15 protein-coding genes and 1 pseudogene are annotated in these 16,245 nt (G+C 65.3%); 4 read left to right on the forward strand and 12 right to left on the reverse strand.

From position 1 onward, the window contains the following. The first annotated feature begins 10 nt into the window (after positions 1 to 10). Entirely contained in the window at positions 11 to 1,759 is a 1,749-nt protein-coding gene (locus VGV37_RS09430) for an ABC transporter substrate-binding protein (RefSeq protein ID WP_326879410.1), read from the forward strand. Positions 1,760 to 1,772: 13 nt separating this feature from the next. Next, a complete protein-coding gene (locus VGV37_RS09435) occupies positions 1,773 to 3,131 on the forward strand; it encodes an LLM class flavin-dependent oxidoreductase (protein WP_326879411.1) in 1,359 nt (452 codons plus the stop codon). A 37-nt stretch (positions 3,132 to 3,168) separates the two neighbouring features. Here the strand turns inward: VGV37_RS09435 and VGV37_RS09440 are convergent, their stop codons facing one another. Both VGV37_RS09440 and VGV37_RS09445 read right to left on the reverse strand, forming a co-directional pair. Beyond that, entirely contained in the window at positions 3,169 to 3,675 is a 507-nt protein-coding gene (locus tag VGV37_RS09440) for a flavin reductase family protein (protein WP_326879412.1), read from the reverse strand. Between the two features lie 145 nt (positions 3,676 to 3,820). After that, the gene (locus tag VGV37_RS09445; RefSeq protein ID WP_326879413.1) at positions 3,821 to 5,365 is read right to left on the reverse strand and encodes an MFS transporter; all 1,545 of its coding nucleotides are present in this window, start codon (positions 5,363 to 5,365) and stop codon (positions 3,821 to 3,823) included. A 170-nt stretch (positions 5,366 to 5,535) separates the two neighbouring features. Between VGV37_RS09445 and VGV37_RS09450 the strand changes: the two genes are divergently transcribed. Both VGV37_RS09450 and VGV37_RS09455 read left to right on the forward strand, forming a co-directional pair. After that, positions 5,536 to 6,393 carry a LysR family transcriptional regulator gene (locus VGV37_RS09450; protein WP_326879414.1) on the forward strand — a complete coding sequence of 286 codons (858 nt, stop codon included), beginning with the start codon at positions 5,536 to 5,538 and terminating at the stop codon, positions 6,391 to 6,393. Beyond that, positions 6,390 to 6,689 (forward strand): annotated as a pseudogene (locus tag VGV37_RS09455) (endonuclease/exonuclease/phosphatase family protein); the annotation flags it as partial. The gene VGV37_RS09450 and the pseudogene VGV37_RS09455, both read left to right, overlap by 4 nt. Before the next feature lie 97 nt (positions 6,690 to 6,786). Here VGV37_RS09455 and VGV37_RS09460 read toward each other — a convergent pair. The 10 genes from VGV37_RS09460 to VGV37_RS09505 all read right to left on the reverse strand — a co-directional run bounded on the left by VGV37_RS09460 (position 6,787) and on the right by VGV37_RS09505 (position 16,184). Next, entirely contained in the window at positions 6,787 to 7,488 is a 702-nt protein-coding gene (locus VGV37_RS09460) for an ABC transporter permease (protein ID WP_326879436.1), read from the reverse strand. A gap of 71 nt (positions 7,489 to 7,559) precedes the next feature. After that, positions 7,560 to 8,378, reverse strand: a complete 819-nt coding sequence (locus VGV37_RS09465) for an ABC transporter permease (protein ID WP_326879415.1) — start codon at positions 8,376 to 8,378, stop codon at positions 7,560 to 7,562. After that, the gene (locus VGV37_RS09470) at positions 8,375 to 9,469 is read right to left on the reverse strand and encodes an ABC transporter substrate-binding protein (RefSeq protein WP_326879416.1); all 1,095 of its coding nucleotides are present in this window, start codon (positions 9,467 to 9,469) and stop codon (positions 8,375 to 8,377) included. The genes VGV37_RS09465 and VGV37_RS09470 overlap by 4 nt, the downstream gene beginning before the upstream one ends. 31 nt (positions 9,470 to 9,500) lie before the next feature. Further along, entirely contained in the window at positions 9,501 to 10,346 is an 846-nt protein-coding gene (locus VGV37_RS09475; protein ID WP_326879417.1) for an ABC transporter ATP-binding protein, read from the reverse strand. An 11-nt stretch (positions 10,347 to 10,357) separates the two neighbouring features. Further along, positions 10,358 to 11,725: an LLM class flavin-dependent oxidoreductase gene (locus tag VGV37_RS09480; protein WP_326879418.1), complete on the reverse strand. Its 1,368-nt coding sequence runs from the start codon at positions 11,723 to 11,725 to the stop codon at positions 10,358 to 10,360. Between the two features lie 11 nt (positions 11,726 to 11,736). After that, the gene (locus tag VGV37_RS09485) at positions 11,737 to 12,819 is read right to left on the reverse strand and encodes an ABC transporter substrate-binding protein (RefSeq protein WP_326879419.1); all 1,083 of its coding nucleotides are present in this window, start codon (positions 12,817 to 12,819) and stop codon (positions 11,737 to 11,739) included. After that, complete coding sequence (locus VGV37_RS09490) at positions 12,816 to 14,165, reverse strand: LLM class flavin-dependent oxidoreductase (RefSeq protein WP_326879420.1); 1,350 nt, start codon at positions 14,163 to 14,165, stop codon at positions 12,816 to 12,818. The genes VGV37_RS09485 and VGV37_RS09490 overlap by 4 nt, the downstream gene beginning before the upstream one ends. A 36-nt stretch (positions 14,166 to 14,201) precedes the next feature. Next, a complete protein-coding gene (locus VGV37_RS09495) occupies positions 14,202 to 14,378 on the reverse strand; it encodes a hypothetical protein (protein WP_326879421.1) in 177 nt (58 codons plus the stop codon). A 544-nt stretch (positions 14,379 to 14,922) separates the two neighbouring features. Beyond that, positions 14,923 to 15,342 (reverse strand): putative quinol monooxygenase, encoded by a 420-nt coding sequence (locus VGV37_RS09500; RefSeq protein ID WP_326879422.1) that lies wholly within the window; start codon positions 15,340 to 15,342, stop codon positions 14,923 to 14,925. 71 nt (positions 15,343 to 15,413) lie between these two features. Next, on the reverse strand, positions 15,414 to 16,184 hold the full coding sequence (locus VGV37_RS09505; protein ID WP_326879423.1) for a glucose 1-dehydrogenase: 771 nt from the start codon (positions 16,182 to 16,184) through the stop codon (positions 15,414 to 15,416). Between the last annotated feature and the right edge of the window lie 61 nt (positions 16,185 to 16,245).

The following is a 16,245-nucleotide window of genomic DNA, read 5'->3' on the forward strand; positions in this document are numbered from 1 at the left end:
ACGCTCGACCATGAGCGCGGAACCCTCGCCGAGACGCACTGTCAGCCGCCGCACCGTTCTGCAGGCGTCACTCGCCACCGCGCTCACGGCCGTGGCGGGCCCTGCCCGGGCAGCGACGCCGTTCTTCAAGCTCTACCTGATGATCCCCAACAGCCAACCGGCCCGCATGGTGTGGGGCACGCTGGCGGCGGCGCAGATGTCGCGCATCGGCATCGACGTGGTGTCCAGCTTCGTACCCTTCACCGTGATCGCGCCGAGGCGGGCGGGCGGCGAGGGCAAGACCCATGTCGATGGCGGCTGGGACAGCTATCTGGAGCGCTATTACTACCCCTCCATCGAACCATCGCCCTACACGCTGTTCGGCAGCACGGAAATGCCGCCCAGCGGCCAGAATTTCTATTACGTCGGCGACAAGGAGATCGACCGATCGCTGCTCGCCGTCGCCAACAGCCTGCATGATTCAGACCGGCTGCAGGCCTATCATGATTTTGAAAAGCGCTGGTACGACATCCAGCCGATGACCATTCTGTTCTATCCGCAGGATGTCATCGCGGTGAACCCGAAGCTCACGGGCTTCGACGCCACCACCTACAACCCGACCTTCTATCCGCAGCCCGAGCATTGGACGATCGACGGCGCGGGGGCGGATGGGACCGCGGCCTTCGCCTCCTGGCCGCCGCCCAGCTCGCTCATTCCGATGTACACGATCAGCTACCATGAATCGAACATCTTCGGCCCCGCCTACAACCGCCTCTACGAATACCGCAGCTGGCAGGACAAGACGCTCATCCCCGCGCTCGCCACCGGCCACACCATGTCCGACGACGGCAAGCATTGGGTGGTGGCGCTGCGCCAGGGCGTGAAATGGCACTCGGGCGAAGAATTCACCGCGGCGGATGTGAAGTTCACTTGGGACGCCATGTTGAACAAGGCCTACAGCTCCCAGATGCAGGCCACGTGCAGTCGCGTATTCGGCGACCCGAGCGCCTACAAGGTGACCGGCAAGTACGAAATCACCGTCGATCTTCCCGCCTACAGCCTCGATTTCCTCAACACCATCCTCGGCGCGTTGGCGATCATGCCCGAGCACGCCTACAAGGACATCAAGCCCGAAGCCCTGCGCAGCCATTCCGCCAACACCTGGATCGGCAGCTACACGGTCAAGACCTCGGACGGCAAGAGTTTCACCGCGCACGGCGCCGTCGGCACCGGCCCGTGGATCCCCACGGGCTTCGATCCGTCGCGCAAGGCCTATGGCTACAAGCGCAACGAGGCCTACTGGAAGCCGCATACCGGCAACGTCAAGACCTTCTACATCGTCAACATCAATGGTACCGACGCAGCATTAAGCGCGCTGAAGGCCGGCGAGATCGATGCGCATGACCCGATGTACGACATCGGCCCGGTGGTCAGCACGATCGATGCGGGCTGGGGCAAGGTGGTGACCTTCGATTCCTATAAATGGCAGCACATCTGCTACAACCTCAAGCACCCGGTGTTCGGCGTCGGCACCGAAACCCCGCTCGGCAAAAGCGATCCGTCGCGAGCGGCCGAAGCCGCGGCCTATATCCGCCAGGCCATCAGCCACGCCATGCCGCGCGATCAGATCGTCAAGGAAATCGCCGGCGGCTACGGCGCTCCCGGCACGGTCCCGATGGCCTGGTCGGCGCCGGAATACGACCATGACCTGCTGCAGCCGATCGCCTACGACCTCGATCTGGCGCGCAAATACATGGAAAAGGCCGGTTATACTTACTGAAGGAGCCCGCGCGATGCGCAAGAGCCAAATGAAACTCGGACTGTCCATGCGATATCTGGGCTATCACGACGCCGCCTGGCGCCATCCGGATGTCCCCGCCGGCGGTGCGACGGATTTCAAATATTTTCTCAACAGCGCCCTCATCGCCCAGCGCGGCAAGTTCGACATGGTGTTCTTCGCCGACGGCATCGGCGTTCGAGCCGACGACAATCCCCCCGGATCGCTCGCCCGCACCAACCGCAACGTGGAACTGGAACCGCTGACGCTACTCGCTGCATTGGCACCGATGACCAGCCATATCGGCCTGGTTTCGACGGCCTCCACCACCTACAACGAGCCGTACCACATCGCCCGCAAGTTCGCCTCGCTCGACAACATCAGCGGCGGCCGTGCCGGCTGGAACATCGTCACCTCCTGGTCGGAGCAGGAAGCCTGGAATTTCAGCCGCGAGAAGCATCTCGACTACGACACGCGCTATGATCGCGCCAAGGAGTTCGTCGATGTCGTCACCGGCTTGTGGGACAGTTGGGAGGACGACGCCTTCATCCACGACAAGGCTTCGGGCCAATTCTACGACCCGGCCAAACTTCACGTGCTCAATCACCGCGGCAAGCATTTTCAGGTGCGCGGGCCGCTCAGCGCCCCGCGCACGCCGCAGGGGCGGCCGATCCTGGTGCAGGCCGGCGCCGCCGAACAGGGTCAGGAGATCGCCGCGGCCAACGCCGACGTCGTCTATGCTGCCCAGGTCGACCTCGCCGGCGCCAAGGCTTATTATGCCGGACTGAAGGCGCGCATGGCCAAGTACGGCCGGGCGACGGACCTGCTGAAGGTGATGCCCGCCGTCACGACCATCGTCGGACGCACGCGGGCCGAGGCGCGGGCCAAGTTCGATCAATTGCAGGAGTTGATCGACCCGATGGTGGGTCTGGCCAACCTTTTCAAATCGTTCGGCGATCTGTCCGGCTACCCCTTGGACGGGCCGGTGCCGGAACCGGTCGACGCCCCCGTGCGCAGCATCGCCTACAACATGTGGCACCTCGCCCAGCGCGAGAACATGACCATCCGCCAGTTCTACCAGCACAAGTCGGCCGGCAGCGGCGGGCTGGCGCTGCACGGCACAGCCGAGGACATCGCGGACGTGATGGAGATGTGGATTGCGGAGGAGGCCGCCGACGGCTTCAACCTCACACCCACCCATCTGCCCCACGGCGTCAGTGATTTCGTCGATCTGGTGGTGCCGGAACTTCAGCGCCGCGGCTCGTTCCGCACCGAATACGAGGGCACGACCTTGCGGGAAAACCTCGGCCTGCCGCCGAATACCAATCGCCATGCCGCAGCCGCACCGTCTGGCTTGGGCGACGTCGGCCAGTGAGCCGGCGAAACGGTGGCTAGAATGGCAACAAGCAGGATTACTTCGCCCGGAGCATGCTCCGGGCGAAGTCGCGGCGATGCCACAGGAGGCAGCTGGTTGCGCGGCCCTCGTTGACAGCAGCCTCTGCAACCTGGCCGACCATGATGCTGTGCGTGAAGCCGTCATGCACCGCGATCAGGCAGCAATCGAAGACGACGACTGCATCGATCAACGTGGGCAACCCGGTCCTGCCCTCTTCCCACTGTGCGGAGTCGAAACGGTCCGCGCCGCGCGATGACGCGAAGCGCCGTGCGACCGACACCTGGTCTGCCGATAGCAGGTTCACCACAAATTTTTTCGTGCGCAGGATGACGTCGTGCGCCGATGCCGTCTTGTTCACGCACACGAGCATCGTCGCGGGATCGGTCGACAGGCTGCAGACCGAGGTTGCGATCAAGCCCGACGGCAGTCCGGCCTCTCGCGTCGTTATGGCTGTGACGCCGCTTGCAAAGCAAGCCATCGCCTGGCGGAAGACATCGAGGTCGGCTTTGGTTGTATTGGACACGGCTCTTACTCGAAATGATCGAAGCGTATTCGGTCTGGAAAAACGAATTCCCGTTCGAATCGAGATAACGCCATCCGCTGGAACCTGTCGAATGACATGATCCGGCACTGTCATTCCTCGAGGTTATGACCTGCTCCGGCGGTGATCATCGTCCCGTGGCGGCCGATGAGCCGCGCAGGCGAGCCTCCCGGCCAAAGACCAGAAAGCTCGACAACGCCAGGATCCAGACGGACACGCCTCCGTAGAGCATCACCAGCCCAAAGCCGTGCATCAGCGCCGCCTGGAAAGCGAGGTCGGACGACGGCAGGGAATTCAGTTCCGGAAAATCGGACATGCCGATTGCCCCACCCGCAATCCTCTCCGCGAGTTGTTGCAGACGGGTCGCGCCGAGCACGCCGGGCAGAGATTGGGCCAGCCGCGAGGAGATGCCTGCGACCAGGATGAAGCCCATCAAGGCGATGTTGATCGCCAGCGAGATCATTCGTGCGCTCATATCGATACCCGATGCCATGCCCGCACGCGTACTCGGCACCGCCCCGGTTGTCGTGTTCGTCACCGTCGTATTGGTCAGCCCGAGCCCGATGCCTGCAAGCAAGCAGCCCGGCAGCAACGTCAGCCAGCCGGGGTGTTCCACCCCGCTGCCGGCCCTCATGAGCATGAAGCCGAGGCCGATGACGAATAGCCCCGTCGGGATGGCTATCCTGCCGCCGAAACGCAGCAACAGACGTTCGCCGAGCGGCGGGATCACGAGCGTCGGGAGGGTGTAAGTCAGCAGCGCCAAGCCCGCGGCAACATTTCCGTAGCCGAGCGCGCTGCGGAAGAAGATCGGCAGATAGATCATGAAGGGCCAGAAGCTGAAGTTCATGCCCATCGATCCCAGCAGGGCGCCCGAGAAATTTCGAATCCGCAGCACCGAGAAGTCGAACATCGGACGGGCGTTGCGCTGCTCCGCCAGCACGAAGGCGACGAAGCTCACGCCGGCGATCGCGATGATCGCCAGTGCCAACGGACTGGAAAAGCCCAGGTCAGGCCCTTGCGTGATGTAGAAGGTGACGCAGAACACGGATGCCGACAGCGTTACGATGCCGGCCAGATCGACGGTCTTCGCATCCGGATCGCGGGATTCCCGAACTCCAACGCCGGCGAGGATCGTGGTCACCACCGCGATGACGGCATGGATCAGGAACACCCAGTGCCAGTCGGAGAGCGCGACGATGGCCGCGCCGATGATGGGTCCGAAACCGAGGCCGATTCCGAAGATGATCCCCCAGGCCGCGAAAGCCCTGGAGCGTTCCGCCCCCTCCCTGAACTGGTGTGACAGGACGGCAACCTGACAGATCAGCATCGCCCCGCCGCTCATGCCTTGCAGAAACCGGCTGAGGATCAGGACGAGAACATCCTGGGACAGGCCGCAAATGAGCGAAGCGAAGCCGAAGACGATGATGCCGGCGACGAAGACGCCTTTTCGACCATACCGGTCCGCCAGGCTTCCCGTCGCCATCAGGACGGTCGTAACGGCGATCGTATAGGCATTCATGATCCATTGGAGTTGCTGGAAATCGGCGTGGAGCACTGTCTCCAAAGTGGGAAGGATCGTCGGCACGCTGGAAATCTCCAGCCCGAACATCAGAGACGCGAGGCAGACTGCCGCCAGCGCGATCCCGTTCCTTCGGGTCTTTGAACTCGTCATGTCTCCAGCCTTCCTGCCGATTCGATAGCTGGCGCAACGGGCGGGAGAACGTCCGCCGAGGTGGTTTGTCGCCGCCAGGCATGTCAGATGCGGATCGAACATAAGAAGGTGGTGGGCACAACATAATGGGATTAATGTTGATTTCAGAGACAACGAATTTGGATGTATCCATGCTGACGCTCGACGTCGAGGCCGTCAGAGCCTTCGTGATGATCGCCGATTTCCAAAGCTTCACGCGTGCTGCGGATGCCCTAGGTACGACGCAGGGCGCCGTCAGCGTCAGGCTCAAGCGGCTCGAGGATCGCATAGGCTCTCGGCTGATCGAACGGACGCCCCGGTCCGTGCGGTTGTCGGCGCAAGGCGCTGCCTTTCTGGAAGGAGCCCGTGAGTTCATCGCCGCACACGAGCGCGCGATTGCAGGGCTCAGCTCGCCCAAACGGCACTTCGGCCTCGGCATTGCCGCCCATGTCGCAGGACCGGAGGTTCCGACGCTGCTGGCGCGGCTCCACGCCCACGACCCCAATCTGACCATCGAAGTGCAGCTGGAAAGCTCGCGCAGGCTATTGGACCTGTTCGATCAGGGACGACTGGATGCCGCGATCATCCAGCGCGAGGACGATCGCCGCGACGGAGAGACCTTGGCGCACGAGCGCTTCGGCTGGTTCGCGACGCAAGGTTTCGAGCACCGGAAGGGAGAGCCGCTGCGCCTGGCCGCGCTGACGCCAACCTGCGGCGTCCGCAACATCGCCACCCAGGCTCTGGACGCCGCCGGCATAAGCTGGACAGAGGTGTTCCTGGGAGGCGGTTCCTCCGCCGTCCATGCCGCAGTGTCGGCGGGTTTGGCCGTCGCTCCCCTGTCGTATCGCGTCGCGCCCGTCGGCACCGTCGACATCGGGGAGCGGCTTGGGCTTCCCCTGCTTCCCTCCTCCGAAGTCGTGCTTCATTCATCCCTGACGGACCGGCGCTCGCGGGCGGCCCTTCGGACGCTTGCTGCGGCCTTTCGAGAGCATCGAGCGCCCGCCGGTTGACCGCGGCCGATAGAGCCGTCCTGGCGGGCGACTACAACGTCATCCCGACGGACTTGGACGTATACAAGCCCGAACGGTGGCGCGACGACGCCCTGTTTCGGCCGGAGGTGCGCGCCGCCTATGGCCGGCTGATCGGCCAAGGATGGACGGACGCACTCCGCCACCTGCATCCGGACGAACGGATCTACACCTTCTGGGACTATTTCAGGAGCGCCTGGGCACGGGATGCCGGCCTGCGGCTCGACCATCTCCTGCTTAGCCCATCGATTGCGGCCCGCCTGGCATATGCCGGAGTCGACCGCGAAGTGCGCGGCTGGCCGCATGCCAGCGATCACGCACCCACCTGGATCGACCTGCAGGACGCCCCGACGTCGGTAACAAAGGGGCGGCGGCTCAAGCCTGCCAGCGCAGCAACCGCGCCTCGATCGCGACCCCGCCCCGGTTCAACAGAAAACCGACCAAGCCCAGGACCAGGATGCCCAGCACGACCAGATCCATCTGAAAGCGCTCGCGGCCCTCGATGATCAACCCGCCGATGCCGGGGCCGACCGTCATGAAATATTCCGTGGCGATCGTCGCGAGCCAGCAATTGATCAATGCCAGCTGCAGCCCGACCAGGATCGACGGCAGTGCCGACGGCAGGAAGATCCTGGTGACGAATTGCCGCCGGCTGAAGGTCAGCACGGTGCCGATCTCGATCAGCTTGACCGAGGCGCTGCGCACGCCCTCGAACGTATTGAGTGCCACCGGCGTGAAGGCCGCGAGGGCGACGAAGACGATCTTTGCGGTCTCGCCGATACCGAACCAGATCGAGATCAGCGGAATCCAGGCGAACAGCGCGATCTGCTTGCCGGCATCGAACGACGGCCCGATCAACCCGCGAGCCAGCCCGGATAGTCCGAGCAGCGTCCCGAACGCCAGACCCGCTGCGCCGCCGATCCCGAAACCGGTCAGGTCGCGCAACAGGCTCGCCGCGAGATCGGCACCGAGATGACCGCTCGACGCCTGGCCGACGGCCGTATGGACGACCGCTTCGATTGGCGGCAGCAGGCGTGGGTCGATCCAGCCGAGATGGCTCGTGATTTCCCACAGCATCAGGAGCAATCCGGGGAGAACCAAACCGCGGAGCCGGCGGCGGGTGGGCATGGTGGACATCCGATTTCTCCCTATAGCCCCGCCACGCGCCAGCGCTGGAGCCGCGCCTCGACTAGGCCGAGGATCGCATCCATCAGGAGGCCGACCAGCCCGATGACCAGCATTCCGACGATCATCTGGTCGAGCCAGAACATTTGCCGGCTCCAGACCAGCAGGTATCCCAGCCCCTCGGACGAGGCGAGCAGTTCGACCCCGACCAGCGCCATCCAGGCATGGGTCAGGCCATAGCGGATGCCGGTGAAGATCTGCGGCACCGCCGCTGGGAACGCCACCTTGCGCAGCAGCTGAAACCGGCTGAAGCGGAAGCTTTCGGCCACCTCGACCAGCCCGCGCGGCACGGCGCGCATGCCGGCCGCCGTGTTGATCGTGATCGGCACGAACGCCGCCTTGGCGATGATGACGATCTTCAGTGTCTCGTCGATGCCGACCAGCAGCATCAGCAAGGGGATCCAGCCCAGCGTCGGCACCTGGGCCAGAGCCGTGAACAGCGGTTTCACATAATCTTCGACCGTCGGCGACAGGCCCATGGCGGTGCCGAGCAGCAGGCCCGCCCCGGCACCGGCGGCAAAGCCATAGACGACGCGCAACAGGCTGACATCGGTGTGATGCAGCAGCTCGCCACTCCCGGCCAGGTCGACGAAGGACTGCCAGACCTCGATCGGCGACGGCAGGATCTGCTGCGGTAGCCAGCCCCAGCGGGCGCTCGCCGTCCAGACCAGCAGCACAGCGAGCGGAAGAACGATAGCGAGCGCAGCCCGTCCGAACGACCGACGCAGCCAGGCGGGCGGACCGGAACGGACCGCGGACGCGAGCAGGCCGGTCGCGATCACGGGAGTGCCGCTGCCGCCTGCTGGCGTCCGGCGGCATCATAGGATCGCCAATAATGCTCGAGACTGAGATCCTTGAGCGCCGCGTCGAGATATTCGGGCTCGAACCAGCCGTCGATATCGACGTCGCGCCTGATCTGCCCGAACGCCCTCGCCTGATGGGCCAGATCCGAATAATGGCGAACCATGAGGGGATCGAGCAGCGGCGAGTTGCGGTAGTTGAGACTATCGCCGTGGAAGAAGACCTCGAGCACGTCGACCGGGGTTCCGGACCGCGCCCAGAGGTCGAACAGGGCAGCGTGGTTCTGATCCTCCGACGACCATTGCGCCGCCTTCACGAACGCCTTCACCACGCGCCGGGTCAGGTCCGGATGGGCCTGGGTGAACCCGTCCAAGCCCAGCAGCGATGCATAGCGGCCGAAGGCAGGATTGTCGCCCTGGCTCGTGTAGGCGATCCGGGCCAGCCCGGTCTGCGCGAGCGCGATCAGTTCGGTGTCGCCGAAGGCCGCATCGATGTCCTTGGCGGCGAGGGCCGCCGGCGCCGCACTGTCGTCCAGGCTGATGACCTTCAGGTCCTGCTCGGACAGGCCATGGGCGGCCAGCACCTTGTCGACCGCGAGCTGGGTGTTCGTGCCGCGGAAGATCGCGACCTTGCGGCCCTTCAGGTCCTCGATCGTCTTGATGTCGCTCGACACCGGCACCGCCAGGAACACCGGCTTGTGAGCGCCGCTGGCCAGAAGGATGCGGGTCTTCAGCCCGTTCGCACGGCCGATGATCGACGGCAGGTCGCCCTGGTAGGCGAAGTCGAGCTGGCTGTTCGCGAAGGCTTCGTTGACCGCCGGGCCCGCCCCCTTGAAGAAATACCATTCGACCTTGACCGAGGGGTCGTCCAGGAATTCCTTCTCGACGAACTGGCCCGCTCGCGCCGTCGCGGCCGAAGTGCCGTTGGCATAGGGGACGTTGCCGACGCCGATCGCGGCATAGCCGATGCGGATGGTCACGGGCTCGGCCGCCCTGGCCTTGAGCACGCCGGCGCCGGCAAGCGCCAGCAAGGTTCCCGCCAGCACCAGGGAGGAACGGAGGAGCAGGCTCATCGGAGCACCTCGGGAGGACGGTTTCGGGTCATCATGCCGACCGTGCCGAGGCGATCGCCGCCACCGCCGGGTCGCGCCGCGGCACGCGCGGCGGCAGCAGAGCCACGGCGGGCTTGTCCCCGACCGTCGCTTCGAGCGTCGAGAGCACCTGGTTGCGCAAGCGCAGCAAGCGTTCGTCGCTGCGTTCGCGCGGATGTTCGAGCGGTATATCGAAGATCCGCGCGATCCGGCCGGGCCGCGGCGCCATGACCACGACCCGATCGCCCAGGTAGACCGCCTCGTCCACGTCATGGGTGACGAGGATCATGGTGATCCGCTCCTGCGCCCAGATCTGCTGCAGCTCGCTTTGCAGCCGGGCCCGGGTCAGCGCATCCAGCGCACCGAACGGCTCGTCCAGCAGCAGGATCGCCGGCCGGTTGACCAGGCCGCGCGCGATCGCGACCCGCTGCGCCATGCCGCCCGACAGCTGGTGCGGATAGGCCCGCTCGAAACCGACGAGCCCGACCAGCGCCACGTGCTCGGCCACCGCCCGCTTGCGCGCCGCACGATCCAGCGGCGAGTTTTCCAGGCCGATCGCGATGTTCTCGGTGACGGTGAGCCACGGGAACAGGCGGGCTTCCTGGAACACGATGCCGCGTTCCAGGCTTGGACCCACGATCGGCGTATCCTGTTGCAGGATCTCGCCGTCATAGCCCGCATCGAGGCCGGCTATGAGCCGCAGCAAGGTCGACTTGCCACAACCGCTGGCCCCGACGATCGTCAGAAACTCGCCGGCGCCGACCTGCAGATCGATGCCGTCGAGCGCCTTCAGGGGAGAGCCGTCGACGCGGAATGACTTGCAGAGATCGTGGATCGCGAGATCGCCTTGCTGCGCCATGGTGATGGATCCTATTCCGCCGCCTGAACCGACGGCGCCCTGCTCCACGCCCGATGCGCCGGCCGTTTCAGGCCGAGATTTTCGCGCAAGGTCCGGCCTTCGTACTCGGTCCGGAACAGGCCGCGGCGGCGCAATTCGGGAATGACCAGCTCGATGAAATCGTCGAGCCCGCCCGGCAGATAGGGCGGCATGATGTTGAAGCCGTCGGCGCCACCATTGACGAAGCGGTCCTCGAGCTGATCGACGATCTGTTCCGGCGTGCCCACGACCTGCCAATGGCCGCGCGCGCCGGCGACCCGCAGGTAGAGCTGGCGGATGGTCAGCCCGTCGCGACGCGCGAGGTCAATGACCAGCTGCTGCCGGCTTTTGCTGGCATTCGTCGCCGGCAGCTCGGGCAAGGGGCCATCGAGCGGATAGGCCGAGAGATCGACGCCGGCGGACAGATGCGACAGCAGCGACAATCCCACCACCGGATGGATCAGCGCCTGCAGCTGCTCGAACTTCTCCCGCGCCTCGGCTTCGGTCCGGCCGACGACCGGGAAGACGCCGGGCAGGATCTTGAGGTCATCGGGCGAACGGCCGTATTTCGCGAGCCGCCCTTTGACGTCGCCGTAGAATGCCTGCGCCTCGGCCAAGGTCGGGGTCGCGGTGAAGATCACCTCGGCGGTCTCGGCCGCGAGTTCCTTGCCTGCGTCCGATGCGCCGGCCTGGACCACGACCGGATGGCCTTGCGGCGGGCGGGCGACGTTGAGCGGCCCGCGCACTTGGAAATGCGGGCCTTTATGATCGAGGATATGAAGCTTCTCGGGCTCGAAATAGATCCCGCTGTCCTTGTCGCGCGGAAAGGCGTCGTCTTCCCAGGTGTCCCATAGCCCGCGCACGACCTCGGCGAATTCGCGCGCGCGCTCGTAGCGGTCGGCATGGGCTGGGTGGGCATCCCGGCTGAAATTCTGCGCCTCGGCCTCGTTCGACGAGGTGACGAGATTCCAGCCGGCCCGGCCGCCGCTCAGATGATCGAGCGAGGCGAACTTCCGCGCGATGTGGAACGGTTCGTTGTAGGTCGTGGACGCGGTCGCCACGAGGCCGATGCGTTCGGTCACGGCCGAGAGCGCCGACAGCAGCGTGATCGGCTCGAACTGCGCCACATAGCGGGTGGCCGTCCGGCTCAGGGCCGGCAGGTCGTTGCCGCGAACACCGGCGCTGTCGGCCAGGAACACCAGGTCGAACTTCGCCGCCTCGGCCTTGCGGGCGACCTCGGCATAATGGGCGAAATTCACCCCGGCATCGGCCTGCGCATTCGGATGGCGCCAGGCGGCGACGTGATGGCCGGTCGGATACAGAAAGGCGCCGAGCTTCATTTGGCGGGGCGGGTGAGCCATGGCTCGCTCCTCTATTGGGTGACGGGCGTGGGCGGCACGATCGCGGCCTCGGCGTCGTAGCGCGCCCAATGGTTTTCGAGTTTCAGGTCCTTGAGCGCGCGGTCGAGATAGACGGTGTCGAACCAGCCGGCGATGTCGACGTCGCGCCGGACCAGGCCCAGCGCCTTCACTTGCACCGCCTTGTAGCGATAGGTTTCGACCGCCAGGTCATCGAGCAGCGGCGAAGTCCGATAGTTCAGCGTCTGGCCCGCGTAGTCGGCGCGGAACACGCCGATCGGCGTGCCCGACTTGGCCCAGATCCCGAACAGCGCCTCGCGATGGGTTTCGTCCGACGCCCAGTCCGACGCGCGCAAGGTGGCGGTGACGATCCGCTGGGTCAGGTCCGGATGGGCCTGCTCGAACCGTTCCGTCACCAGCAGGTGGTTGCTGGTCACCGTGCTGGGGTCGCCCTTGGTCGTGAACGCGATCCGCGCCAGCCCCTGGTCGACCAGGGTCAGGAGTACGGCCTTGCCGAAGCCGCCGTCGACCTCGCCGGCCGCAAGCGCGGCAAGCGCGGTCGGGTCGTCCATGTTGATGAACTGAAAGTCCCGGTCCGCGAGACCGCGCGCGGTCAGCACCCGCTCGGTTGTCAGGTGCGTGCTGGTGCCCCGGAACTGGGCGACCTTATGCCCCTTGAGATCCTCGATCGATCGGATCGGCGACGCGGTCGGCACGACCAGATAGAGATTGTCGCGCCCGCCGGCCGCCATCAGGATCCTGGTCTTCAGCCCGATGGCCCGCGCGGTCAGCGACGGCAGGTCGCCCATATAGGCGAAATCGAGCTGGTCGTTCGCCAGCGCCTCGTTGGTCGCAGGACCCGCGCCCCGGAAATAGAACCATTGGACGTGGATGTCGGATCGATCGGCGAATTCCCGTTCGAGATATTTCTCGGCCGCGACCAGGCCTGCAATGCCCGACACGTTTTCCCGGCCGCCGGCGCCGATGCCGGCGAAACCGACGCGGATCGTCAGGGGCTCGGCCTGGGCCGCCGTTGCGCAGGACAGCAGCACGAGGGGCAAAATGTATGGAAGCGCGCGGATAGGCATCGGCTTCATTCCGCCGCCACGGCCCGGCGCGCCGGGTGCGCGGGGCGCCGAAGGCCGAGGTTTTCACGCAAGGTGCGGCCCTCGTATTCTGTGCGGAACAGACCGCGCCGGCGCAGCTCGGGCACGACCAGCTCGATGAAATCGTCGAGCCCGCCCGGCAGATGGGGCGGCATGATGTTGAACCCGTCGGCGGCGTCGTTCTGAAAGCGCTCCTCCAACCGGTCGACGATCTGCTCGGGCGTGCCGACCAGCTGCCAATGCCCGCGCGCGCCGGCGATCCACAAATAGAGCTGGCGGATCGTCAGGTTCTCGCGCCGCGCCAGATCGATCAGCAGCTTCTGCCGGCTCTTCGGCCCATTCGTCTCCGGCAGATCCGGCAACGGCCCGTCGAGCGGGTAGCCCGACAGATCGACGCCCCCGAGGGTCGAGCCCAGCAGCGACAGTCCAACCACCGGATGGATCAGCGCCTGCAGCCGCTCGAACTTCTCCTGCGCTTCGGCTTCGGTGCGACCGACGACCGGGAACACGCCGGGCATGATCTTCAGGTCGTTCGGATGCCGGCCGTACCTCGCGAGCCGGCCCTTGACGTCGGCATAGAAGGACTGGCCCTCCTCCAGCGTCTGGGCGGCGGTGAAGATGACTTCGGCCGTCTCGGCGGCGAGCTCCCGTCCGGCGTCGGACGAGCCGGCCTGGACCACGACCGGATGGCCCTGGGGCGAGCGCGCGACATTGAGCGGCCCCTGCACCTGGAAATGCTTGCCCCGGTGGTTCAACACATGAAGCTTGCCGGGGTCGAAATAGGCGCCGCTGTCCTTGTCGCGCAGGAACGCGTCGTCTTCCCAGCTGTCCCACAGACCGGTGACGACCTGGGCAAACTCGCGCGCCCGTTCATAGCGGTCGGCATGGGCCGGATGGGCATCGCGGTTGAAATTGAACGCCTCGCTGTCGCTGGACGAGGTCACCAGGTTCCAGCCTGCACGACCGCCGCTCAGATGATCGAGCGAGGCAAAGGCGCGCGCCAGGTGGAACGGCTCGTTGTAGGTCGTCGATGCCGTCGCGACGAAGCCGATGGTGCTGGTCAGCGGCGCCAAGGCGGAGAGCAATGTCAGCGGCTCGAACGTCACGACCTGGCCGTAACGGCTCAGCGGTTCGATGGATCGTTCGCGAATGCCGTTGGTGTCGGCCAGGAAGACGAGATCGAACTTGGCCCGCTCGGCGGCCTGCACCAGTCCGAGATGGTGCCGGAAATCATGGCCGGCATTGGCCTCTGCCTCCGGATGCCGCCAAGCCGCGATATGGTGCCCGGTCGCCTGGAGAAAGGCGCCGAGTTTCAGGCCGCTTCGTCGCTGTGCCATTCAGACCTCGCTCTATTTTCGTTCTGGATGCGACCGTCATTTGCGGGCGGAAAGGCCATCGACCGCACGCTCCGCGGCATGGATGGACTTGAACAGGCGGCGATCGAACTCGTCGAACCGCGGCGACGCGGCGAAGAAGCGAAAGCCCGCTTGCTCGCGAATGACGATGCCGGCGCTGAACTCGGCCGCTTCGATGATGTAGGCTGCAGACATGACGGCTCCTCTCGGGCCCGGCCCCACAGGGTCGGACCGTCGCTTTTCAACGAATGGAAAAGGGACGTGGGGATCAGCGGCAGGCGTTAGGCCTGATGACCCCTGGAAGAGCATCGACAGCGATGGAACATGGGTGAACTCCCGGGCGAAGAATCGGCCCACGGGAATTCGTCCCGTGGCGCTTTAGCGTTTTATGTCGCGGCGCAAGCTGGCCTTCAAATTCCCGCGGCTCTCCGAAGAGAACGACCCGACGCTAGCCGGGCGCTTCCGTTCTGTCAAACCTATTTCACGTGCAAAAACGTACATTGCAGCATATATTACAAAATAAATATGTTAATTAAGCAATGTTGTTGGCCCCAGGGCCTGGGCAAATTCGCTTTCCACGGCCCGGCCGGAAGATGATCGGCAAACAGAGGCCCCGAATGGAGGCAAGACGGCCTTGATTTCCGAAGATCCTCAAACTCAAACGACCTGTACGGCGACGGAACCGAGCGGGCCGAAGTCCGCATGCAGCGGATCGCCCGAAGCCGATCCGCCGCCGGTTTCAAGGCGTGATCGAGGTGAGGACCTTGATCTCCGCCGGTTCGGCCAGGAGTTCGCCCAGGCGATCGGCCAAGGCCTTGAAATAAGGCCGCTGGAAGTGAGCGTCGAGGTCGGCGCGGGACCGCCAGACTTCGTAATAGACGAATAGGGCCTGATCGTCGGCCGGCTGGTTGATCTCGTACGTCACGCAGCCAGGCTCCGCGCGCGATGGCGATACCAGTGCCAGCAGGGAACGTCTGGCCTCATTCTCCTGGCCGGGCTTCGCGCGGAGGATCGCCACGACCCGGACCGGGCCGCCGGCCGACGCCTCTTGTGCATCCGCCTGGATGGCGCAAGCACCGATCGCGGCGGCGATCAGCAGGATCACGACCAGCGTCCTGCGCGTCCGGACGACCCGGAGACGATTTTCGAATAATGACATTAGCGGCTCCCTTCGGTTCTCAGCAAGATAAGCACTCGGGGCAATGCCCGCTCGCCCGCCGTCGTCGCTGCTCACGTCACGGTGTAGCCCCCATCGGCCAGCAGGCCGTGGCCCGAGATGAAGCTCGCGTCGTCGGAGGCAAGGAACGCCACGATCTTGGCCATCTCCTCCGGCGTGCCCATCCGGCCCGGAACGGATGCGGCGCCGAAGTCCCGCTTGGCCTGTTCCGATGGCCAGATGCGATCCTGGAACGGCGTGTCGATCAGGCCGGGGCAGAGGGCGTTCACCCGCACGCCCCGGCTGAACCATTCGAGCGACGCCGTCTTGGTCAGGCCCAGGACTGCGTGCTTGCTGGCGATGTAGAGCGCCGCATTGGCGAAGCCGATCACCCCGCCCATGGAAGCGTTGTTGATGATCACGCCCGCCCCCAGCGCCAGCATCGCCCGCGCCTGGTGCTTCATCGACCAGAACACGCCCCGGACATTGGCGTTGAAAACCGTGTCATAGACGGCGTTCGCCTGGTCGAGGAACGGCGTGAACGCCCCTTCGGTGCCGGCATTGTTGAAGGCAACGTCGATCCGGCCATAGGTCGCGACGGTACGGGCGACGAAATCCGCCACGTCCTGCTCGACGTTGACGTCGCCCGCCACGGTGGTGGCCTCGAAACCTTCGCGCCTGATCTCGGCAACGAGAGCCTCGATTTCCAAACTCCGGCGGGCGGTGGCGACGAGCTTGGCGCCCCGGCGGGCGAGTTCGAGCGCTGCCGCGCGGCCGATGCCGGAACTGGCGCCGGTGACGAGGGCGACCTTGCCATCGAGCGTACGGGGTGGGTGCAGTGCCATGTCCTGGTCCCTCTGAAACGATCCAGCCCGTGGAAAGGGCTGGCGTCAGGAATTTTGGGTT

Source organism: Aliidongia sp. (assembly GCF_035943795.1).
Classification (GTDB): Bacteria; Pseudomonadota; Alphaproteobacteria; order ATCC43930; family CGMCC-115725; genus Aliidongia.